The organism is Pseudoalteromonas sp. J2K-J979 (genome assembly GCF_058169715.2).
In genome coordinates, this window is the sequence record NZ_CM200281.1 from 3,108,509 (window position 1) to 3,130,857 (window position 22,349).

Consider the following 22,349-nt stretch of genomic DNA (forward strand, 5'->3'; position numbering starts at 1 on the left):
AATATCACTGGCTTATATAACAGTTTGTTAACTATAATTGATTTTTCACTAATCAATAGATTACCAAATTGTGTTTTTACGGATTTTACTGTTGTTAATATGCTTTGGCAGTCAAGCAAACGACGCTAAGCTGACTCATCATTATAAGTTTGCATCGATAGAATACTTATTCGAGCAAGAAGTCGGTCGACTTGTGCTCCCACAGATTTACTCGAAAATTGCCATTGATATCGACATAACCCCTCTACCAGGAAACCGTGCGCAATACGTAGTCAATGCAGAAATTTATGATGGTGAAATCATGCGAATTTGGAGTTACGGTGATGAAAACCCTACATCTATCAGAGTGCCAACTCCCTATTACTACCTAGAAACAATGGCATTTGTCCGTGCCGATAGTAACCTGACTATTGACTCTGTCAGTGATTTAGCTCCACTGCGAATTGGGCGCGTTCGCGGCGTTAAACACACTAATAATATTACCGCAGACCTCTCCGATATCTATGATGTACATAGTACCGTGTTGATGTTTGAGCTACTCGAGCAAGGTAAAATTGACGTTGCCCTCACTAATACCCTTGATGGGAAAGTGATTATTCAGCATCATCAATTTAATAACATTCGCGCCATGGATAAACCTTTAGCAACCCTAAAACTCTATCATTACCTTCACGAAAAACATCAAGATCTGAGCTTATTGATTGATCAACAAATCCAACAGCTCATTCAAAGTGGTGAATTAAGCAGTATGCTTAATCAGGCTGAACGCTATGTCATTAATCAATATAATAATGATACCAATCAATAAAAAGGTTAATGATGCAGCCCCATATCCAAACATTGATTCAGCTCTTATCGCAGCAAAACTTTAAGGAATTATTAAGCCATTATCAGGCTTGTGATGAACAACAACAAATTGATTTATTAGCTTTTGTGTACCAACAAAGTTTAAAATCGATAAGCGGTTTTGCATTTTACCAGCACATTGCTACCAAATTCATAGACAGCGCAGGCTTGCCGGCCTCTCTCATTATACAAATCAATAGCGCAGATGCCTTAAGCTTTTTTACTCCGGCATTGCAATTACGTGATCATTTCACCAAAACAAATCATCAACAACGAAATGTGGTTCACTATTTATTAGCTGGCGAAACGCCTCCTTTTAACTACCTACGTTCATTGTTACTTTTCGAGTCCAACGAGTTCTTAGCGCAAGCTCTGAGTCAACGCGACTGTAAAAATCTCACCCCTTTAGAAGTGTATTTGCGGGTCAATCAACGATTTACAGCACTGCCACCTCATGAATTCAACGCCCTCTTGGCCTTAATGGAAGCCGAGCAAAAGATCGCAACGATCACCCAACATAACTTAACTAAAACACTCCTGCAACTCAGGAAAAACTTGCAGGCTCAAGGATTAATCTTAGATGATAAAATACAGCGACCTGGCCTAATTGCAGCTTATTACGGATTGACCTTAGAACAAATTTATCAAGCCATTTAAAATGCGTATCACAGCTTGCCCGACTATCCTTAACAGCAACCCATTAAAAATTTATGTTAAGCAGGGCAGGAAACCTCATTGATAAAAAATACCAACATTATCACACTCATTATTGTTGCCTGCCTGGGGGTGTGTTTTTCGATTGCAATAGGTTGGGCCGTTTATCAATATGAAATGCAAGCACTCAGCCTCGAATTCAAAAACAAAATGGATGAAAAAGCAGCCAATATTGAACGAGAAATGTCTGTTAAGCTTGAAGGTTTGTATGCTATTAAAGGCTTTTTTGATAACTCAAAGTTTGTCTCAGAAGACGAATTTAATAACTTCACACAAGCTATTTTAGCCCGCCACCCTGACATTCTCACCATTGAGTGGGCACCCAAAGTCGAGTTAAGCAAACGTAATGAGTTTCTCGATACAATGCGCAAAACCCACCTTCACTTTGAAATTACCCAACAGCATAGCCAAGGGCTGATGCTCCCCTCAAAACCCCACCCAGTTCATTTTCCAGTTATGTACTTTCAGCCGAAACCAAAAAATGAGTTAATCTTGGGTTTTGATGTATTGTCTGAAAGTGAGCGGGCAACGGCACTCAATTTAGCGATCGAAGCAAACCTTCCAAGAGCTACGGGACCGATTAATTTGATACAATTTAGTGCTGAACAAAAAGGCTTTTTAGTTTTTTTACCTGTCTATAAAGACACGGCCATTACCACAGAGCAACGCCAAAAATTAACTAAGGGCCTCATTATTGGCGCGTATTTATTTGAAGATGTACTCACCAAAGTGTTCAACAAATCTGACTCTATTTATTTTAATATTCAGCTACTTGATTCCACGCACCCCAAAAAAAGGCTGTTATTTTCACACTCTAGCTCCTCAAGTATACAAGCTGCAACTAATTGGCAATATAAACAAAATCTCAAATCTATTCATGGACGTCAGTGGACTCTCATCGCCACGCCGAATGAAGCTTACTTTATGCAAGCTACGTCGCCGATACCCTATATTGCCAGCTTAATTAGCCTGATGTTTGTGATGTTAATTATGATGTTTGGCTATATATTAGTTATAAAAAACAAGCTTCTTGAGCAATCAAAATTAGATTTAGAAACCATAAGCAGAACAGACTGTGTCACTTGTATTGCAAATCGGCGTTATTTCGATGAAACAATACTAAACGAGTGGTCTCGAGCACGCCGAGAGAAAACCCCCTTAACCCTGCTCATGCTCGATATCGATCACTTTAAGCTGTTTAACGATACCTATGGTCATGTCAGGGGTGATGTTTGCCTTAAAGAAGTCGCACAAGCACTCAACCACTGCGTGACTCGTACTTCAGACTTAGTCGCGCGATATGGTGGTGAGGAGTTTGCGATTTTACTGCCATTTTCAAATCATGTTAGCTTTATTGCCGAGCGATGCCGGCAAAATGTCGAAGCACTGCAAATTCCACATCGTAATTCCCTTTCCAGTTCAATTGTGACCGTCAGCATCGGAGTTGCTACGATTATTCCTGATGCGCAAAAGGACTTAAATCAGCTTATTGAGCAAGCTGATGCTGCCCTTTACCAAGCAAAAGAACAAGGGCGCAATTGTGTTGTATTTTCCTAACCGAATATTAAAGGAAGGATCAGGCTAATTAATTTCACCACCCTCGCTTTCTAAGCATCTATCCCATTGAAATAAAATTAAAAGGTCTGTATTTTACTTTTATAACCATCCGCTCTAAACCGAAGTTAACATGACTTATTTACATGCACGTACTAACCCCTACAACGGCATGATCATTGATGGCCAGCAATTACCAGACTCACCCGAAGAGTTTACTCAACAATTACAGCAGTCCCTCGATTACTGGAAAGATCAGGGTCATGCAACGGTATGGTTAACGATTTTATTACCCCAAGCGCATTTAATTCCATGTGTTCTTGCCGCGGGTTTTGCGAACCACCACAGTAATCAACAAGGTTTCACATTTACCAAAGCCCTAATAGCTAATGCACTGATCCCTCACTTTGCGACCCATACGATTGGCGTCGGCGGATTAGTTATCAATAATAAGCAGCAATTACTCACTATCCGTGAGCAAGATCATATTCACACCCATCCACACAACTGGAAGTTCCCAGGCGGCATGCTCGATCCAAAAGAGCACATTGAATCCGGTGTGATACGTGAAGTATTTGAAGAAACAGGGATCCACACTCAATTTGATCGTGTGCTGGGGTGTCGTCATTATCACAAAGGCCAATTTAACACTTCGAATATTTATATCGTATGCCGCTTGACCCCGCTTAATCATGAAATCGTGATGCAAACGAGTGAAATTGCCGATGCTCGCTGGATGGATGTTAATGACTATTTACACGATGAGAAAATCGGAGCTTACAACCGGGCTATTTTAAGAAGTGCATTAGAAGGTAAGGGTTTGCAAGCACAATCGCTGCCAAGCATGTCCGCAACAGCTGACGAACTCGAAATATATATTGCCTAATACTGTAATCGAACAAACAAAAAAGCCACCCTATGCTAAATAACGTGGCTTTATTGTTAGATTTTAAGCTTGTAACTTATTCGTCATCACCGAAATCAATATTTTTGAAACCTGGCTTAGCTAAAATCTCTAAATAAAATGACTCGTGCTGCTCACTGACAATGTGATCAATGCATTTATTGATCGCTGACAAGCGGATATCTTCAGCTGTGTCTTCAGTTTGACCAAAGCGACAATCAAAATCCCAAAAATCTGCACCCTCAGGCAACTGCTTATTACGCTCACGTTTGATATATTTTTTGGCTTCAAACTTATATGAATCAACCAAACGCTCTAGCTTAATTTTTGGATGAGATAATACAAAGGTCTTTTTCATGGTTTTCCTAGCTACAAATGATGTATTCAATCACACCTAATTAAGTACAATAGGCAAAGATTGAAGTGAATACCCTATTATACTGTGAATTCAAAAATTATCGCTATGGCATCGAGCAATCATCTAAGATATTTTTGAGTTTCAGTCAATGTGATACCCCTTCATCAAACTGATTAAATTATACTCGCTTAGCAAAGTGTCAAAAATGTAGGTACGGAGCAATACAGTAGGTTACATTTATTACATACAGGTTGGTCGCTCAGAATGATACTTTCGCCTATCAATATAGGCTTTTGCTAAGCTTTATGCTGCTATTGGTCTCTATATGATTCAAAGTTGTCCCATTTAATTCGAATTGTCTTCATTTATAATCGAATTAAACAAACTAATGACTGAAAGGAATTCTAGCGAATAGATTGTGGAGGTCTAAAGCTAGATTCCTTCGTTGCTAAAAATCATCGAATTTTGAACTGCAGCGAATAGCCTTTATTTTAGCGCCTTACAGCAGAATACAGCTATGATTAATTTTTAATTCGTTTCAGTTAAAATGAGTAAAGTTCAGACGATCTCTTTCTATCCCATATCATTGATGTATTAGTACCAACTCACGAAGCTTACTATGTTCACTATAGTTTTCCCCCTTAAGCCTTTCAGATTCTTTTAGGCGATTTTTTTCACTTTTGATTTTTGAGGACGGATCTAGTTGTTCTTTGACTTCATCCACTAAATCTGAATATCGAATGAAAAACTCCCTTGGAGTATGGATCGTAGGTTTAACGGCCATTAATTCCAGCATTGTGTTGAGGCAGCCTTTTAAGTAATGCTCTAAGTGAGCACATAATTGCTCTAATCCTTCTATATTTTGTGCATCGTGAACAATCAAGTTTCTCACCCTATATATCCGTCTAAGGTGCTGACTAACTTTCCTTTCGTGCATTTCGATTCTATTGTGCATTTTAAGTGAAGAAGAAAAAAATTCTGAAAAATTCCGCAGTTTAAACTGGAAGTATGGATATTCATCTACCGAATTTATTAACACTTCACGTTTTTCTTCTTCTACTAAAAAGTCATATAAATTCGCGGGTCCCATATTTCTTAATGTAAAGGATTCTCCTCCTTCAACTTCAAAGTCAACTTTGTTTATATTGTGGAAGGCGCTGACAAATGAGCGTAATTTCTTTGTTACATAGTCTATTGCTATACAAGGTAATGTAGCCGCAATTACTCTATCATCATCTCCACCTTGACGATCAAACACGTCTCTAGCGAGAGATTCTAAGGCGGTCCAATAACTGGTGTATTTGGACTCTACACTAGTTGACAGTGTTCCAACTCTCAACAATCTAAATGCGGCAGAGATTTTATTGTCTTTGATCCCTTTGTAAGCATCGTCATTATTAGACTCAATACTCTGACAGAAATTTAAAAACTTTTCTTTTTCAAACTCATAATTGGGGTTGGGTATTGGTCTATGGATTTTGAAGCTTTTCGTTTGGTTTCTAGATAACGATTTCGCTGTATAATTAGTCTCTATGTTAATTTCCTGCTTGCCCAGCGTATAGCTTAGCGCGTCTACAAACTCTACTAGCAAGTCGTATGATTTAGCACCTGCAATCGTGAAAGATTGTGCTTCTAAAGTACATTTTGACTCCAAAATTCGCCCATCCTTTGGAGTAATGTTCAATGGACCAAAATTAATACTTGGACCCTGTCCTTCAAGCATATCAACCAATGCTTTGCTTCTAATTTTAAAGGTGAGTTCGTAACTTTCATTTGGACTTAATGCCGCAGACTGCAAACGCTCAAATCTTTGTTCAAAGGTGCTCTCACCTTGTTTCATTAAAATAAATCGATAAAAAGCGTTTGTTTCTTGCATTCCTGCACCATTAGCAGCCAATGCTCCCATTACAGAGTTCGTCAAAGATATGATTTTCTTGAAATGTTCGTCTTTTGCTCCTAGTTCAAAGGATGCAAGCTCCGATTTAATTTCATTTAAACAGTCTTTCAGATAATTCTGACTTAACGTCTCATTTAACTCTCTCAACAAGCTCTTTACCAAACCACTCCGTTTATTGATGCGGCATTGTTCAGGGTCTCCACCCGTGTTGGATTTTTCGTTTAGGAAAGTAATAAGCCTTTGGGCTATGCCTTTGTATGTTGAATTGTTTATTACAAGGTCATTTTCTAAGATTTCGGATAGTTCAGCCCCAACTAATACTCTTTTGCCTGCGGCTCCAAAGTTATTACCCACCTCATACAGTGATAATAACTCTCTAATACCCCGAATAGGGTTTGAAAACGTAGCTCTCTCACTATCAAGAGACATTTCATGGGACATGTTATACCAACAGTCTAGAAAAAAAGCTTGCTCTATTGAAAATCCCTTTGTTAGAATTGCCTTGTCTGTCCGCATTGTTATTTTTATTTATCCGTTCTACAATTTTAATGCAGATACTACACGAATTTTAATTAGTTGCTCAAGGGGCAGCTAATGTACCGAAAGAATGGTCGCCTATTTGGACTGGTGCTTAGTCCCGCAAGTAGACCCGACCAACCTATACAAAAGCCCTCAAAATTGAGGGCTTTTCTTTTTTAAATTTTTCCTAACGTCCGTAATACAGCCTTTGTCAAAGGTGTTTTGGTCAACTCCAGCCGGACACTTTTCAAAAAGAATTTTCATACTCTACTGGTAACTGATCGTTATTAGCTGAGTGCAGCCATTCTAGGTTGTAATACTTCATATATTCAGCAACATCATTTTTCATATGTTCACGAGTTGGTTGAGCCACTTTTAGCAAAAAGTCATGTTTAAAGCTACCAAAGAACCTTTCAACAACAGCGTTATCCCAACAAGCTCCTACATCACCCATGCTTGCTCGCATACCTAACTGCTTCAACATGTTCCGGTATCATTTACTCGTATGTTGTAAGTTCGTTATTGGAAACTTCAGCAACGCCAATAAATTCAAATAATGAAGAACTACATAAATTCATGTTGGATTTCCTTTAAGACGGAGAATTTGCTCAATATTTATCAGTGATATCACAAACTAAAAGCATGGTTTCCAAAAAAGGAATTAGCTTATATAGTGGTCGCTACTTTAGGGAAAAAGAATAATAAAAATGGCAATTCAATTTGAAGAGATAAATAATCCTAAATCTTGGGAAACTTATTTTAAATCTTTGCTTAAATATCGTTACGGTCAAGAGAACGTATTTGACATCCCTGATCAAAATGAAGGGGACTGGGGGGTAGAATGTTATACTGCCTGTGGAAAAGTATTCCAATGCTATTTCCCAGACAAAAATCATTCAGCAACAAAACTTTATGAAAGTCAAAGAGACAAAATCAATAATGATTTGAAGAAGCTGACAGCGACCAATGCTGATATTTGGCAAGATATTTTTGACAATCATGGAATAAAAGTTAAGTCGTGGATTCTAGCTACACCGCGTTATACTAATAAATTACTCGCTCAATATATTGCGAAGAAAACTAGTGAAGTCAGGAATCTAGGGTTGAGTTTCGTTGACGATGATTTTAGGGTTTCGGTACAAACAGATGAAGACTATCCAGTAGAAAAGCAAAATTTGATAAACTGCTTTACCCAAATAAAAATACATGTTGATGATATTTCTGATTCTGACCTAGCTGATTGGATTAGCGAGCAAGTCGGCTTTTTAGCCGACTTACATCCTAAATTAGAGATATTAGCTGATGGTGATTTAAAAGAAATAGATAATCAAAAGTTAGCAATCTCAAACTTTTATTTGACTTACCAAAACATGCTGGACATCTTAGAAAGGGATTATCCACAGATACACTTATCAGTCATTGATTGCGTAAATGCACGGAAACAAAAACTCAAACAGAGAATTTCTTTGTTTGCCAGAGGTAAAGCTCCGGCAGAAATTCTAGAAGAAAATCTTAAGCAACTTGAAAATGACTTAGCTGAAATAATGCCTAATTTTTTTGGTGGTACTCGTTCAGATATGTGTGCAGGTGTTATTGCTGGTTGGTTAATAGAATGCCCCTTGAGGTTTTAAAATGGACTTGAAACAACTGGTTACTAAAAAGCCATTCTATATCAGTGAAAGAAAGGAGTTTATTTCATGTGATTTAAGGCCAAATTGGCGGATCTCGTTATTACTTCTCATTTTACGTTTAGTTGGTAGAGGGAATAAAGCTTCTAGAAACAAGATACACATTGTTAATTGGGCATTGAAAAATGAAGAACATGTTCAAAGTTATCTTGCGTATATAGAAAATGGACAGGGAAAACGCCCGTTTATAAATTTAGACCCGGCAATGGATAAGGCCATTGATTATGCACTGTATTCCAAGTTGCTTAATATTGAAAATAACAGAGTGTTTCTGACCGAAGATGGTATCAAAATAGCAAACAAATTAAATAAAGCTGATGTTTTTAGTTGTGAAAAAAGAGTATTGGAAAAATTAAAACAGGCGTTAACTGAAGATAAAGTAAAAAAAGTGCTTGAAGGGAAATAAATATGTCATTGAGTTTAAAGCGTCTGCTTGTAAAAATTAAAGCAATGGATGGTGGGCCATTCGGTTTAGATATTACCTTCGAACAAGGACTAGTTATAATACGATTGGATAACACTCACGGTAAATCAACGTGTTTAAACTCCATTGCTTACGCTTTAGGTATGGAAAAAGGTATTGGAGCGACGAGTCGTTTTCCGTTTACTCCTGTTATGAATAAAACATTGGTTTTTGAAGGAGAAAGCTATTCAGTTGTTAGTTCCGAAGTGTTTTTGCAAATATCAAATGGTAATGAAGAATACACTTTACAACGGGATATTCATGCATTTGATTGCGATACAAATATAGTAAAAGTTCAGCAAGGAAGTATTGATAATTTTTCCCCAGTTTTAAGCGAAAAGTACTACATAAATAAAGTTAATGATACGAGCAGTGAAAAAGGGTTTTATACTTGGTTATGTAAATTCATTGGTTGGAAATTACCTACCGTGCCCAAAACTGACGGTGGTGAAAGCTTACTATATCCGTCCACTATTTTCCCGTTATTATTCGTAGAACAAAAGCGAGGCTGGACAGGAATTCAATCCACTCTACCTTATTATTTTAAAATCAAAGATGTTAGAAAACGTGCTATTGAATTCATAATGGAATTAGGTGTTCATGATCTTTTAGTTAAAAAGCAAAAACTAAAAATGAAGAACGAGAAATTGCTGGGATATTGGCATCAGTGGCATATGCAGCTTAGTAATAAAGCTAAGTTAGTTAGGGGTGAAGTCGTTGGTTTAAAAAAACATCCTCATAAAGAGTTCTCGCAATATTCGATTGAAGTTGAGATAGCTGTTGATAAAAAAAGAGCTTTATTAGATGACTTGCTAATAACTAAACAAAAAGCCTTGGATGAAGCTAAAAGTAAGCGGGTTAAAGAAAGTGGGAATGACTTTGATGTGTCACGCGTGAAATCGAAGATTGCGGATAAAGAAATACAACAGCAAGTCACCCAAGATAATTTTGACGAAGCAAGTCAAAAACTTCAGTTTCTGGCAACTAATGTATCTTCCGTTAGTACTCGACTGAGTTCACTTAACGAAAATAAGCGGAAATATGAGGACCTTAAAAAAGTCAACGAATTGGCTTTATTTGACGGTCTTAGCATCGATGAAGGGATTTGCCCTGCGTGTGAACAACCTGTTGCCGATGCTCTATTACCAAATATTGTCGAGCATGATGTAATGTCGGCAGATGAAAGTTTGGTGTTCTTAAAAAATCAAATTAAAACTTTTACTTTTATCCTCGATAACTCGACACAAGAGTTTGAGAAACAACAGCAATTTGTTAATGAAGTTAGAAATGATTTATTTGATTGCAAAGCTGAAATACGGAGGTTAAAAGAAAGTATAACTGATGTAAGTAAGACTAACTTAGAAGAGTTTATTCGTGAAGAAGTAAAGCTTGAAGAGCAAATTAAACTGCTTGAAGAAGTAAGAGTTTTTAGAGAACAGGTTAAGGAAAAAATAACTGCACTTCATCGGGAGATTATTTCTACTGAAAAATCAATTAACAACATCCCTAAAGATGGTTTAACAAAGTTAGACAGGCAAAAACTATACAGGTTGAGAGAAATTCTGATATCACACGAGAAAGAATATGGCTTTAGTAGCTTTTCGCCAAATGATCTAAATATTTCTTTTGATTCATATTTACCAACACTCGAAAATTATGACTTAGGTTTTGATACTTCGGCTAGTGACGGTATTAGAATTATTTGGGGGTACTTATTGAGTATGCTAGAACTTTCACGCGAATATGAAATGAACCACCCCGGACTATTAATATTTGATGAGCCGAGGCAACAAGATGCAGACCCCGTGAGTTTTAGTTCTTTGTTAAAGAAAGCGTCAGAGACTAAGAAACATAACCAGCAAGTCATTTTAGCAACATCTGAAAAAACTGAGCCATTGAATAAGGCAACTGTGGGCTTAGACTACAAGCTAATTGATCTCACTGAAAGTGGTGAAAAAATAATGCGCCCATTGAATTAACTGCTAGCGGAAACTCGGTTTTTCCAGTTTGATTTCAAAAGCTAAGTTTGGATTGCCCATCAAACTTAATGTGGCATTGTTGAAACATAGTTTACTTAAAACAGCAAGTGGCAGTATTTATAAGGTAGTGGGCCGAGGTGGTAAAGCGAGTATAGATTACCGAGACTTTGGAGCTACTGCGTAATGGTATTAGCTGTATTAGCCCTGAGCAAATTCATTCGTTGAAAACCGCAACACACCAGCATTAACATAAAGCTGTACGTTGCGGCAGCTATTCTATAAACAATAGCACTTCTTTACTTAAAACAAGCCAGATTGTATCTATTTAATAAACACTTGTGCCTGTTTAGTTCTGAAAGTATCTGTTTTCATTCTGAGCAACTAAAACTAAACAGCGCCGCCGCAGGCGACGCCTGAACTCCAGGCGAACTGGAAGTTGTAGCCGCCAAGCCAACCAGTCACGTCGATGACTTCGCCGATAAAAAACAAGCCTGGGGCTTTTTTCGCTTCAAAGGTTTTTGAGCTAAGCTCGTTCGTATCGACGCCTCCTAAAGTTACCTCGGCTGTACGATAACCTTCTGTGCCATTAGGTTTTATGTGCCATTGATGAATATAAATTGCTAACGCATCTATTTCGCTATGAGTTAGCTGATTCAATGCTTTATCAGGAATATCATGATGTTTTATCATCACCTCGACCAAACGTTTAGGTAGCAAAGTGCTAAGGATATTTTTTAAAGATTTTTGCCCTTGTTGTTCACGTAAGTGATGAATGTGTTCAGCTAAATCCAGCTCTGGCAATAAGTTAATGATCACAGCCTGACCAGCTTGCCAAAAAGAGGATATTTGTAAAATAGCCGGGCCTGATAAACCTCGGTGGGTAAACAGGATATTTTCACGAAATTGCGTGCCCTCTTCACTACTCACCAAGCAATCAACACTCACTCCTGAGAGTCCATCAAAACGTTGTTTATCGTGATCATGCAATGTAAACGGCACCAGTGCAGCACAGGTTGGTAAGACGTTTAGACCAAATTGCTCTGCAATTTTATAACCGATTGGGGAAGCTCCCAATTTCGGCATAGTTAACCCGCCAGATGCCACCACGAGCGATTGGCACTGATAGCTGCCTGCCGATGTGCTGATTTGGTAACCGGCATTTGTTCTGCTCACGGCTAAGACTTCTGAACGCAGCATTACTTGAACACCCGCCCATTCACATTCAGTCAGTAAAATATCAACGATGTCTTGTGCGCTATTGTCACAAAACAGTTGTCCTAAAGTTTTATGGTGATAAGCCAAACCGTGTCTGTCCACCAGCTCAATAAAGTCATGTTGGGTATAGCGACTTAAACATGATTTCACAAAATGTGGGTTTTGACATAGATAGTTATCTGGGTGGGCATTTTCGTTAGTGAAATTACATCGGCCGCCACCACTGATAAGAATTTTTCGCCCTGGCTTTTTGCCCATATCGAGTACCGCCACTGATCGTCCGCGATATCCGGCTGTTGCAGCAGCCATTAATCCCGCCGCCCCTGCACCGATAATGACTACATCAAATTCTTGCATTATAAAAAACCCTATTCACTGTGTCGCAAAATCTAGCCGATAAAAAAAGGATGCCGATGCATCCTTTTTCTATAATGGCGATTTTACCGCATTACGCTGCGGGATCCATAATAGAAGTTGAACCTGATTTCGCAAGTTCAGCTAAGTCTTTGTCTATCCAGAATAATGCTTTGCCATCTTCACCAACTAATTCAATTTTATCGATGATACCTTTGAATAGTTTTTCTTCTTCATGCTGCTCTGCCACATACCATTGTAAAAAGTTAAAGGTCGAGTAGTCATGTGTAGTGAATGCGGTATGAGTCAGTTCGTTAATTTCTTTGGTGATCAAGCATTCATGCTCGTAAGTGGCTTTAAAGATCTCACCTAAGCTCGAAAACTCATGAGGCGGCGCTTCAACCGTACCTAAAATTGGCAATGCTCCCGTCTCACTCACGTATGTGAATAGGCGGTTCATGTGATCCATTTCTTCACGTGCATGTTTGCGAAGTAATTCTGCTGCCCCTTCAAACCCTTTATCTTCACACCATGCACTCATTTGCAGATATAAATTGGAAGAATAAAACTCAAGGTTAATTTGCTCGTTTAATTTTTCGACCATAGTAGGTGCTAGCATGAAAATTCTCCTCTAAAAAATGAGGGTGCATTGTTGGTGATCTAACAAAAAAAATCAAGTTAACTGATTGCTCTATTAACTTGATTTTTAATATTTTTTGCTGATTTTATTTGATTGTAATTCGCATTACGAACCAAGTTCGCATTTAAAGTTGCGCCAATATTTGCTCAGCTTTTGATACTTCAAATTCTTTGCCTTGTTCCACAGCTAAATAGCTCACTACTGCATCATCAACAATCATGGCATAACGTAATGCACGTGTCCCACCAAAGGCGCCGGTTTCTTGAGAAAGACCGATGGCTTTACTAAAACTGGCATCACCATCAGCGAGCATAATCAATTGCTCTGCATTTTGGCTTTCACCCCACGCTTTCATCACAAATGCATCGTTAACCGATAAACAAATAATACTGTCGACTCCCTTGGCTTTCATTTCATCTGCCAAGACAACATAACCTGGTAAATGTGCTGCCGAACAAGTTGGAGTAAAAGCGCCCGGCAGAGCAAATAAGACCACTTTTTTTCCTGCAAACAGATCTGCGGTGGTTGGATTACTCATACCATCGGCGGTTAAGACATTAAATACATGTGTCGGAAGTGACTGTCCTACTGTAATCATCTGAGTTCCTTAATTTAATTTGTTAAGTACAACTCATTACTTGTAACCCATCAGCGTGCTAAAAGCCAGTGACTCTCACGATATTCGGCATTAATTGAGCCCTAAACTGTGTCGCACGCTTTGCATTTGTTTTTGCAAGCTTTGTTGCACTTGTCCGACTAACTCATTTGCTTGAGTGACCTGGCTTTTCATTTGCCCCATAGCGCTGGAAAAGTTTTCGAGTAAATTATGCTGATTAGCAGCTACTTGGCTGGCATCTTTTGCGACTTGACTGGCTGACTGTGCATTGATCGCAACTTGCTCTGAGTTTAGTTTCAATTGCTCTGCATTACTGGTTTGGCTTTGCGAATCTTCCGAGAGCGCGTTAATTTGTGTTGAGACTTGCTGCGAGCTTTGAGTCAATAAATCGAGCTGACTTTTAATATCTGCTAATGAGCTTTGAGTTTGTTGGGCTAACTTTCTCACCTCATCTGCGACCACAGAAAAACCTCGGCCATGTTCACCCGCCCGAGCGGACTCTATCGCCGCGTTGAGCGCTAACAAGTTTGTTTGCTCTGCAATTGATTGAATGACATCAACCACATTGTGCACATCCGACACACCTTTAAGTAATTCGTTTAAACTTTCCATACCTTGGCGAACTTTAACGTGCGTCGAAGAGCTCGCAGCCAACATTGACTGCGCATATCCAAGACTATGATCCATCGCGCTAAAAGTATTTTGTGCATTGTTTTCTACTTTGGCGTTCACTTGGTTGAGTTGCTCCGCCATATGTTTAATATCAATTAATAAGCCTTCATTGCGCTCAACTTGATCAAAGGTATGGTGTGAATGGCCACTAATATTATTGAGATTATCATTCATGTCTTGCATAAACTCATTGATCAACCCTAACATCTGTTCACGTTCAGCCAATTGCACTCGCTGCTGCTCAATCAGTTGATTAAAGTACGCAGTAATTTCACCTGTTTCGGTATCAGCACGGCTGTTTTCGAGCGCTTTGAGTTCGCTAGTTTCGAGTAAGCTTTTAAATGCATTACGTAAATTTCGCAGTGGATTGAGCACCTGTTGGCGCTGGGTAAAATACACAGCAATCGCTAAAATAAACAGCCCGCCAATATTAGCCGTAAAAATCAGCAGCACTTGCTGCTGTGTAGATTGCTGCTCAGTCAGTAAGTTTTTCTCTGCAACCAGCACCGTTTTGGCCAACTCCGCGATTTCTTGGCGCAGTGCATCAATCCCTTCAAGGCGCTCTTTTGCTTGCTGGGCGGTACTCCTTAAGTCACGAATAAACCGGTTCGGCCAGCTACTCAGTTCGGCTTTAATTTCATCTGATAATTCCTCTTTTTCGTCATCGAAAAACAGGGCATCTTCCTCGTCATTCTCTAAATACAGTTTGAGGGTAGGTAAATCATGAATCTGGTTAGCTAACATTTTTAACGACTGCACCACCTGCTTTACGTTATTTTCACTCTCAATCGAATATGCCTGATTCAGAGTATGGCTATACATAGCCAAATTTAGCGTCTGCGCAGCATAATCGGCAGCTAACACTGAGTATTTGTTCGCTAAGGCTTGTTTATCTTCGGCTGTTTTTTGTGCGTAGTTTGTCAACGCGATTGCACTGCCTGACATTTGCCTGATAGCGTTATCAATCAAGGCGTTTTCATTTCCTGATAATTTACCTAACGCCCGATATTTCGTTTCGATACCCTGTTGCAAAACCGCAAACTGTGCTGTCAATTGCTGCTGCAGTGCCATTGGCAAGCTAGCTAATTGTTCTGCTTCGATTTTGCTAATTAACGTTTGTGCTTGACTGAGTTCTTGGCTGTCACCCGATACCAAGTAATCTTCTATTTGACGAGATAATTTCACCACTAACGCATGTTTAACGGTGTTGTAAGACTGAGTTTGAGCCATTAAGGCCTGCTGTACCGACACAGCCCAAAATAAAGTGACGGCCAAAATAACACTGGCACTGAGCAAAAGTACCGCAAGCAATCGAGTAAAAGAAGAAACGCGCATTACATAAGCTCCTATGGGCTAGCTAATCGCGCCGACAGTACCTGTTTTGCATGACGTTTTTATTGAATATTTATGACAAAGTGAGTTAACGCAACATTCAAGTCGCAACCCACTGAATTAACTAATTAATCGTAAATTATTAATTAGTCATTGCCGCTTTGATATAGACATCAAAACGGTTTTTCTTGGTCGCTATCACCATTGATGGCTTTTGTTGATTTAAATCTGGCGCATAATCAGGGCGCTTTACTACCACTCGCTTATTCGCTAACGCTAGCGCATCAGGAAGCAAGGCATCTGCATCTAAATCTTGACCCACCAAATCTTGAAAAACCCGCATTTCTTTTTTAACTAATGCTGATTTTTCACGGTGGGGGTACATAGGATCGAGATATACCACATCAATGACATGAGATGAGTTAGGTAACAATTGATGGCTACTACCAAACTCCATTTGCATGTTTTCTTGCATCCACTGGCCAATTTCAGCATCTTGATACGCGCGCTGTAAACCATCATACAAGAGTGCAGCCACAATAGGATTACGTTCATGCAAAATCACTTTACAACCTAACGCAGCAAGCACAAAAGCATCACGTCCAAGCCCTGCGGTCCCATCAAGCACTGTGGGTGTCACACCTTTATTTAACCCTACCGCTTTCGCGATGGCTTGGCCTTTTCCGCCACCAAACTTGCGCCGGTGGGCCGCCGCACCCGTGACAAAATCAACTCGGATCGCTCCAAGCTTTTTTTCATCTGTTTTATAAAGACTTAAACCTAGCTCATCGTAATGAAGCTCAAAGAGATTATCGGGATTGTGCCAAGCAGCTAAGTTAAATTGCTGCTCTATTTTATTTAGATAAGGGCGAAGTTCTGCAAATGGGCTGTGGATAATCAAAGCACGGCTCTCTCAATAGTGGACCTGTGCATTATACCCAAAGCGATAAAAAACTGCTGTAGTTGATTAAAATAATTCGATGTCGATTTGAGAGGTCACTTCGTTAACAGTTTCTTCTTGGTGTAATTGTGAAAACTGTTCGAGCATTTGCGCTCGTTGCACCATGATATGCTCCATATACGCAATCACATCATTAAAAGACGATCGCATTTGTTGAGTCATTTCTAAATGCGCCTGTAACTCTTTCATTGTGTGCTTAACAGAGTTTAAAACGAGATCTTCTTGCTTACTTTCAAGACCAAGTGTCGGGATAGTTTTAATAAAGTTACTGTAAAGCACCTTAACCATATCAACAGACACTTGCCCATGAGCATAGACTTTTTCGACTTGAGTACGTAATGTGCTATCAACCAAGTTAAATGTTTCGGTAATTTCGTCGGCCTGCTCCATAATGAGCTCATTAATTTCCATCGACATTACTTTGGCATTGGTTGCCTCTAATACATGTGGGAATAAATCTTTATAACGGCCATACGTGGCTGCATCATCAAGCGGCATGTTTTTCACTAATAGCGATACTTTGGGATAATTAACGATTGTCCGCGCGCCAAAATCGATAAAACGATCGCTATCTTGACACTTTTCGAGTAACTCTTGTTCAAGAGGGCACACCGCATCATGATTACTAAAATACGCAGCCCCTTCTTTATACCAATAAGCCACCACAACCTGTAAATCGAGCGGATTAAAAAATTCAAAAAAATGGTCACTTAATCGCTCTAATGAATGAGCATTGTAAGTTTGGCCAACATAGCGCATAACTCGCCCCATATCACTAAAATCAGTCAATGCCATTTCAGCTGTTGATTCAGCTTGAGCCACGTGATTTTTTAATCGGGTTGATTGCTGCCGATACTGATAGAGCACTTCAATTCGCGCCAATAATTCATCTTTAGCAAATGGCTTCACTATGTAGTCATCCGCACCGGAGTTATACCCTCTCACGCGATCTTCAAGCGCGCCACGGCCCGATAGAAACATCACAGGTATTTCATTGGTTGAGCTGTCTTTTTTTAGTTGTTGGCACACTTCGTAGCCTGTCATACCCGGCATTTCAACATCCAGTAAAATAATATCGGGGTTATGACGGATCGCTGCGCGGATCCCTTGTTCGCCATTTTCGGCCTGAATTACCTCACAATAATCGGATAAGGTTTGTTCGATTAAGTTTCGAATAAACTTATCATCATCAATCGCGAGAACCAATTTAGACATACTAGCGCTTCCTTTTTTTAAAAACGGCTTGGCATTTAATTTCGTTTAAAAAGCATAGTACGCTACTAGATGTTTGAAAAATTTTTATAGCAAATCAACGGTTAGTCTGCCCTGAAAATGAAAAAGCGCCAAATGGCGCTTTTTCATATATCGGTCTTTTATGCTGCTATGCCGCTATGGCGTAGCAATGCATCAATTTGTGGCTCTCGTCCCCTAAAGGCTTTAAACAACTCCATCGGCTCTTTTGATCCACCCATCTCTAAAACGGCGTGCATAAAGTCTCGCCCTGTTTGGCCATTAAAGACGCCTTCTTCTTCAAAGCGAGAGAACGCATCGGCAGATAACACTTCAGCCCATTTATACGAATAATAACCAGCACTGTAACCACCCGCAAAAATATGGCTAAACCCATGCTGGAAACGATTAAACTCAGGTGCTTTAAACACCGCAACACGTTGGCGCACTGCATTAAGCGTATTTTGTATATGACTTTGTTTCTCAGGAGTAAAGTCAGCATGAATATGAAAATCAAATAAAGAAAACTCTATCTGACGTAACATTTGCATGGCTGACTGGTAGTTTTTAGCCGCCAACAATTTATCGAGCAATGCTTTAGGAAGTGGCTCGTTACTCTCATAGTGGCCAGAAATAAACGCCAACGCTTCTTCTTCATAGCACCAGTTCTCAAGGAACTGACTGGGCAATTCAACCGCATCCCAAGCAACCCCATTGATACCCGATACTGCGCCTGCTTTTACTTGCGTGAGCATATGATGAATACCATGACCAAACTCATGGAATAACGTCGTCACTTCATTATGAGTGAATAATGCAGGCTTATCGCCTACGGGTTTATTAAAATTACAGACTAAATATGCGACAGGGTTTTGTAATTGCCCATTGGCGCGAACTTTGCGCCCCATGCAATCGTCCATCCATGCTCCGCCACGCTTGTTATCACGCGCATACAAATCAAGGTAGAATGACCCTCGATGTTGCCCTTGTTCATCGGAAATCTCAAAAAAACGAACATCAGGGTGCCAAGTATCAATACCTTTAACTTCTGTCACTTCAATACCAAACAAGCGTTTCACTGTGGCAAATAAACCACTTAAGACACGATTTTCTGGGAAGTACGGGCGCAATACTTCATCAGAAATTGCATACTTTTGCTGTTTGAGCTTTTCACTAAAATAACCTAAATCCCATGCTTCGAGTGAATCAAGATTGGCGGTCTCTTTTGCAAACGCAATTACTTCAGCTAACTCTTGCTCAGCTTGTGGTTTTGAGCGCTCAGCTAAATTATCTAAAAAGTCAAAAACTTGCTGTGTATTTTGCGCCATTTTAGTCGCCAAAGAAAGTTCAGCGTAATTAGAAAAATCCAGTAACAGAGCAAGCTCATGACGCAGCGCTAATAATTCATCCATGATAGCTGAGTTATCAAACTCATTGGCATTAGGACCTTGCTCTGAAGCTCGTGTTGCAAATGCAACATAGGTTTCTTTTCTGAGCTCTCGATTGTCCGCATAGGTCATGACGGGTAAATATGACGGAAAATCTAATGTAAACACCCAGCCTGTCAGCTCTTTGCTTTGCGCAGTGTGCGCCGCCAGTGCTAATGCAGATTCTGGTAAGCCACTCAACTGGCTTTCATCAGTAATATGTTTTTGCCATGCTTGTGTTGCATCCATGACATTGTTGCCAAATTTAGCCGCAAGCTCAGATAAGCGACGACTGATTTCACCATATCGTTTTTGCTTATCTGCAGAAAGTGAAATTCCTGATAGCTTAAAGTCTCTCAGCGCATTATTGATAACTTTTTGCTGCTCTGTGGAAAGTGACGTAAATTCAGCCGAATCAAAAATAGCTTGGTAAGCCTGATATAGACCTTGATGCTGACCAACAAAAGTCGAATATTCAGATATCAGTGGCAAGCATAAATCATATTGCTCTCGTAACTCAGGACTATTAACCACAGAATGCATGTGCGATACCGGCGACCATAAACGCGATAACTGATCGTCCACTTCTTCTAAAGGCGTTATAAAATTGTCCCACGTAAAAATCTCGTTGTTTAAAACCTCATCGATGGTCGTGCGACATTTTTCGATTCCTTGTTTAAGTGCTGGAACAATGTGCTCTGGTTTAATTTGTGAAAACGGGGGTAAACCTTCAAGGTTGATCAGTGGGTTACTCATATTTAGTCTCTTTGCGTTAACGTGCATTAATGATGAAGTTGGGGCTAAAGAAAAAAAAACAACTCTCTTAAAAGGGTTGCTCAAGGGCAAAACACAAGTAGCTCATTAAAGGCACGGCTTTTTTGTAGCGCTCTACTGCCATTTCAACCAACGTGCTAGAGCAGGTTTGCTGTGACGTTAGCGAACTAATTGCAATAAAATCTTTGCGTTTGAGCTCTTCGAGCAATGGGTGTTCTTTATCAAACCCTCGAGGTGGGCGCTTTAAAGAGTCCCCTGACATTACATATGCAGATTGAAACTCTGAATTAAATACTGCTTTTTTATAGCTATTGGGGTTTTCATCAATGCAATGGCGAATTTTATTTAACGCTTTGGATTCTGGCCGCCAAATGCCTGCGCCGACAAAACATTGCTGATTTGAAAGGTGGAAATAAAATCCCGGCGCGTGTACATCTTTCCCCATAAAGTGGCGAAACTGGATCCCGACATTTATTTTGTAAGGGGTCTTATCTTTGCTAAAGCGCGCATCACGATGAATGCGCATTAAACTTCCGCCTACTTTTTTATCGGATGCGACGAGGTGACTTGAAATCTCAGCCAAAGGGGCTTGCATTTGGCGAATGAAGTCCAGTGCGGGCTCCCTCACGTATTGCTCGTAGTGATCTTTTCGCTGGTTAAACCAATCTCGGGTATTATTATGTTCTAACTGTTCGAGAAATGTGAATGTTTTATCTGTAAACATAGGTCTCCTAATTTATTCTTTCTTTTATTTACTTAATGTTATGCTAAAGCGAATAACATTCAACGGTTAAGGATACAAAATGGCACAACATTTTGATTATATTGCAATTGGTGGTGGTAGCGGTGGTATCGCATCAGCCAACAGAGCAGCCATGCGTGGCGCCAAAGTCGCCCTCATTGAAGCACAACACATGGGTGGAACCTGTGTGAATGTTGGCTGCGTCCCTAAAAAAGTAATGTGGCATGGCGCGCAAGTCGCTGAAGCCATAAAGCTGTATGCACCTGATTATGGCTTTGACGTTGAAATTAAAAACTTTAATTGGTCAAAACTCATAGAAAGCCGCCAAGCTTATATTGGTCGAATTCATCAAGGTTATGACAAGTACCTCGCTAGCAATGGCGTGACTGTGATCAATGGATTTGCCAAATTTATTGATAACAAAACCGTCGAAGTAAACGGCGAACACTACACAGCAGATCATATTTTAGTGGCTGTGGGTGGTCGCCCAAGTATTCCAAACATTCCTGGCGCAGAACTCGGTATTGATTCAAATGGATTTTTTGAATTAACCGAACAACCAAAGCGCGTTGCAGTGATCGGTGCAGGCTATATTGCAGTTGAGCTCGCGGGTGTATTACATGGCCTTGGTACTGAAACACATTTATTTGTGCGTAAACATGCACCGCTGCGCAGTTTTGATCCACTGATTGTCGACACACTTACTGAAGTCATGGCTGCTGAAGGGCCAACCTTACACACACATGCAACCCCGAGTAAACTCACCAAAGAGTCTGACGGGAGTGTTACTTTGCACCTTGAAAGCGGCGAAACGCATACTGTTGACCAAGTAATTTGGGCGATAGGTCGCCACCCTGCCACAGACGCCATCAACATTGCAGCTGCGGGGGTTGAGCTCAATGAACACGGTTATGTAAAAGTCGATGAATACCAGCAAACGACTGCTAAAAATGTCTACGCTGTTGGCGACATAATTGAAGGTGGAGTCGAATTAACACCTGTTGCTGTCAAAGCGGGCCGCCTCCTTTCTGAACGGTTGTTTAACCCTGAGATGCCTGATGCAAAAATGGATTACAGCTTGATCCCTACAGTGGTGTTTAGTCACCCGCCAATCGGCACTATTGGCTTAACCGAGCAACAAGCGATTGCACAATATGGTCAAGATGATATCAAAGTGTACACGTCGAGCTTTGCCGCGATGTACACAGCTGTGACTCAACATCGTCAACCTTGTAAAATGAAACTTGTTTGCCAAGGTGCGAACGAGAAAATTGTCGGCTTACATGGGATTGGCTTTGCGGTCGATGAAATGATTCAAGGCTTTGCCGTCGCAATGAAAATGGGCGCAACAAAAGCTGATTTTGACTCAGTTGTCGCCATTCACCCGACAGGTTCAGAAGAGTTTGTGACTATGCGCTAAGCGCAGTATTATAATTGAATGATTAAGGGCAACCCTTTAATCAT

General features: G+C 40.0%; 18 protein-coding genes and 1 pseudogene. 8 read left to right on the top strand and 11 right to left on the bottom strand.

Translation table 11 applies throughout. The annotated features are described in order from the left end of the window. The first annotated feature begins 70 nt into the window (after window positions 1–70). The 4 genes from AC3KVK_RS14160 to AC3KVK_RS14175 all read left to right on the top strand — a co-directional run bounded on the left by AC3KVK_RS14160 (window position 71) and on the right by AC3KVK_RS14175 (window position 4,000). The gene (locus tag AC3KVK_RS14160) at window positions 71–808 is read left to right on the top strand and encodes a substrate-binding periplasmic protein (RefSeq protein ID WP_490311819.1); all 738 of its coding nucleotides are present in this window, start codon (window positions 71–73) and stop codon (window positions 806–808) included. An 8-nt stretch (window positions 809–816) separates the two neighbouring features. Continuing rightward, window positions 817–1,503 (top strand): hypothetical protein, encoded by a 687-nt coding sequence (locus tag AC3KVK_RS14165; protein WP_490311818.1) that lies wholly within the window; start codon window positions 817–819, stop codon window positions 1,501–1,503. 78 nt (window positions 1,504–1,581) lie between these two features. Further along, window positions 1,582–3,117, top strand: coding sequence for a CHASE domain-containing protein (locus tag AC3KVK_RS14170; RefSeq protein ID WP_490311817.1), 1,536 nt, complete (start codon window positions 1,582–1,584; stop codon window positions 3,115–3,117). Window positions 3,118–3,247: 130 nt separating this feature from the next. Then, window positions 3,248–4,000, top strand: coding sequence for an NUDIX hydrolase (locus AC3KVK_RS14175; protein WP_490311816.1), 753 nt, complete (start codon window positions 3,248–3,250; stop codon window positions 3,998–4,000). 76 nt (window positions 4,001–4,076) lie between these two features. Here AC3KVK_RS14175 and AC3KVK_RS14180 read toward each other — a convergent pair whose 3' ends face one another. The 3 genes and pseudogenes from AC3KVK_RS14180 to AC3KVK_RS14190 form a co-directional block, all read right to left on the bottom strand. After that, window positions 4,077–4,376: a DUF6172 family protein gene (locus tag AC3KVK_RS14180; protein ID WP_490311815.1), complete on the bottom strand. Its 300-nt coding sequence runs from the start codon at window positions 4,374–4,376 to the stop codon at window positions 4,077–4,079. A gap of 583 nt (window positions 4,377–4,959) precedes the next feature. Continuing rightward, window positions 4,960–6,714, bottom strand: a complete 1,755-nt coding sequence (locus AC3KVK_RS14185) for a hypothetical protein (protein WP_490311814.1) — start codon at window positions 6,712–6,714, stop codon at window positions 4,960–4,962. Between the two features lie 325 nt (window positions 6,715–7,039). Further along, window positions 7,040–7,264 (bottom strand): annotated as a pseudogene (locus AC3KVK_RS14190) (integrase core domain-containing protein); the annotation flags it as partial. A 235-nt stretch (window positions 7,265–7,499) separates the two neighbouring features. Between AC3KVK_RS14190 and AC3KVK_RS14195 the strand changes: the two are divergent. From AC3KVK_RS14195 to AC3KVK_RS14205, 3 genes are read left to right on the top strand one after another with little or no spacing between them, the layout of a single operon-like run. Next, the gene (locus AC3KVK_RS14195; protein WP_490311813.1) at window positions 7,500–8,423 is read left to right on the top strand and encodes a hypothetical protein; all 924 of its coding nucleotides are present in this window, start codon (window positions 7,500–7,502) and stop codon (window positions 8,421–8,423) included. 1 nt (window position 8,424) lies between these two features. Beyond that, window positions 8,425–8,886, top strand: coding sequence for a hypothetical protein (locus AC3KVK_RS14200; protein WP_490311812.1), 462 nt, complete (start codon window positions 8,425–8,427; stop codon window positions 8,884–8,886). Between the two features lie 2 nt (window positions 8,887–8,888). Next, complete coding sequence (locus AC3KVK_RS14205) at window positions 8,889–10,922, top strand: P-loop NTPase family protein (protein WP_490311811.1); 2,034 nt, start codon at window positions 8,889–8,891, stop codon at window positions 10,920–10,922. A 387-nt stretch (window positions 10,923–11,309) separates the two neighbouring features. Here AC3KVK_RS14205 and AC3KVK_RS14210 read toward each other — a convergent pair whose 3' ends face one another. From AC3KVK_RS14210 to AC3KVK_RS14245, 8 genes are all read right to left on the bottom strand, one after another. Continuing rightward, a complete protein-coding gene (locus tag AC3KVK_RS14210) occupies window positions 11,310–12,494 on the bottom strand; it encodes a BaiN/RdsA family NAD(P)/FAD-dependent oxidoreductase (RefSeq protein ID WP_490311810.1) in 1,185 nt (394 codons plus the stop codon). Between the two features lie 91 nt (window positions 12,495–12,585). Beyond that, entirely contained in the window at window positions 12,586–13,110 is a 525-nt protein-coding gene (ftnA, locus tag AC3KVK_RS14215; RefSeq protein WP_490311809.1) for a non-heme ferritin, read from the bottom strand. A 145-nt stretch (window positions 13,111–13,255) separates the two neighbouring features. Next, window positions 13,256–13,729, bottom strand: a complete 474-nt coding sequence (locus AC3KVK_RS14220) for a peroxiredoxin (protein WP_490311808.1) — start codon at window positions 13,727–13,729, stop codon at window positions 13,256–13,258. 90 nt (window positions 13,730–13,819) lie between these two features. Further along, a complete protein-coding gene (locus tag AC3KVK_RS14225; RefSeq protein WP_490311807.1) occupies window positions 13,820–15,754 on the bottom strand; it encodes a methyl-accepting chemotaxis protein in 1,935 nt (644 codons plus the stop codon). A gap of 139 nt (window positions 15,755–15,893) precedes the next feature. After that, the gene (locus AC3KVK_RS14230; protein ID WP_490311806.1) at window positions 15,894–16,652 is read right to left on the bottom strand and encodes a class I SAM-dependent methyltransferase; all 759 of its coding nucleotides are present in this window, start codon (window positions 16,650–16,652) and stop codon (window positions 15,894–15,896) included. Window positions 16,653–16,718: 66 nt separating this feature from the next. Beyond that, entirely contained in the window at window positions 16,719–17,927 is a 1,209-nt protein-coding gene (locus AC3KVK_RS14235) for a response regulator (protein WP_490311805.1), read from the bottom strand. A 158-nt stretch (window positions 17,928–18,085) separates the two neighbouring features. Next, window positions 18,086–20,125: an oligopeptidase A gene (gene prlC / locus AC3KVK_RS14240; RefSeq protein ID WP_490311804.1), complete on the bottom strand. Its 2,040-nt coding sequence runs from the start codon at window positions 20,123–20,125 to the stop codon at window positions 18,086–18,088. Window positions 20,126–20,192: 67 nt separating this feature from the next. Then, window positions 20,193–20,867, bottom strand: a complete 675-nt coding sequence (locus AC3KVK_RS14245) for a DUF2461 domain-containing protein (protein ID WP_490311803.1) — start codon at window positions 20,865–20,867, stop codon at window positions 20,193–20,195. A gap of 79 nt (window positions 20,868–20,946) precedes the next feature. Between AC3KVK_RS14245 and gorA the strand changes: the two genes are divergently transcribed. Next, window positions 20,947–22,305 (top strand): glutathione-disulfide reductase, encoded by a 1,359-nt coding sequence (gene gorA / locus AC3KVK_RS14250; RefSeq protein ID WP_490311802.1) that lies wholly within the window; start codon window positions 20,947–20,949, stop codon window positions 22,303–22,305. The last annotated feature ends 44 nt before the right edge of the window (window positions 22,306–22,349 follow it).

What these genes read in the sequence shown, in the direction of transcription:
- AC3KVK_RS14180 (WP_490311815.1), bottom strand. Translation starts at nt 4,376, where the DNA reads ATGAAAAAGACCTTTGTATTATCTCATCCAAAAATTAAGCTAGAGCGT.
- AC3KVK_RS14195 (WP_490311813.1), top strand. Translation starts at nt 7,500, where the DNA reads ATGGCAATTCAATTTGAAGAGATAAATAATCCTAAATCTTGGGAAACT.
- AC3KVK_RS14235 (WP_490311805.1), bottom strand. Translation starts at nt 17,927, where the DNA reads ATGTCTAAATTGGTTCTCGCGATTGATGATGATAAGTTTATTCGAAAC.
- AC3KVK_RS14205 (WP_490311811.1), top strand. Translation starts at nt 8,889, where the DNA reads ATGTCATTGAGTTTAAAGCGTCTGCTTGTAAAAATTAAAGCAATGGAT.
- AC3KVK_RS14220 (WP_490311808.1), bottom strand. Translation starts at nt 13,729, where the DNA reads ATGATTACAGTAGGACAGTCACTTCCGACACATGTATTTAATGTCTTA.
- AC3KVK_RS14210 (WP_490311810.1), bottom strand. Translation starts at nt 12,494, where the DNA reads ATGCAAGAATTTGATGTAGTCATTATCGGTGCAGGGGCGGCGGGATTA.
- ftnA (WP_490311809.1), bottom strand. Translation starts at nt 13,110, where the DNA reads ATGCTAGCACCTACTATGGTCGAAAAATTAAACGAGCAAATTAACCTT.
- AC3KVK_RS14185 (WP_490311814.1), bottom strand. Translation starts at nt 6,714, where the DNA reads ATGTCCCATGAAATGTCTCTTGATAGTGAGAGAGCTACGTTTTCAAAC.
- AC3KVK_RS14200 (WP_490311812.1), top strand. Translation starts at nt 8,425, where the DNA reads ATGGACTTGAAACAACTGGTTACTAAAAAGCCATTCTATATCAGTGAA.
- prlC (WP_490311804.1), bottom strand. Translation starts at nt 20,125, where the DNA reads ATGAGTAACCCACTGATCAACCTTGAAGGTTTACCCCCGTTTTCACAA.
- AC3KVK_RS14175 (WP_490311816.1), top strand. Translation starts at nt 3,248, where the DNA reads ATGACTTATTTACATGCACGTACTAACCCCTACAACGGCATGATCATT.
- gorA (WP_490311802.1), top strand. Translation starts at nt 20,947, where the DNA reads ATGGCACAACATTTTGATTATATTGCAATTGGTGGTGGTAGCGGTGGT.
- AC3KVK_RS14165 (WP_490311818.1), top strand. Translation starts at nt 817, where the DNA reads ATGATGCAGCCCCATATCCAAACATTGATTCAGCTCTTATCGCAGCAA.
- AC3KVK_RS14245 (WP_490311803.1), bottom strand. Translation starts at nt 20,867, where the DNA reads ATGTTTACAGATAAAACATTCACATTTCTCGAACAGTTAGAACATAAT.
- AC3KVK_RS14225 (WP_490311807.1), bottom strand. Translation starts at nt 15,754, where the DNA reads ATGCGCGTTTCTTCTTTTACTCGATTGCTTGCGGTACTTTTGCTCAGT.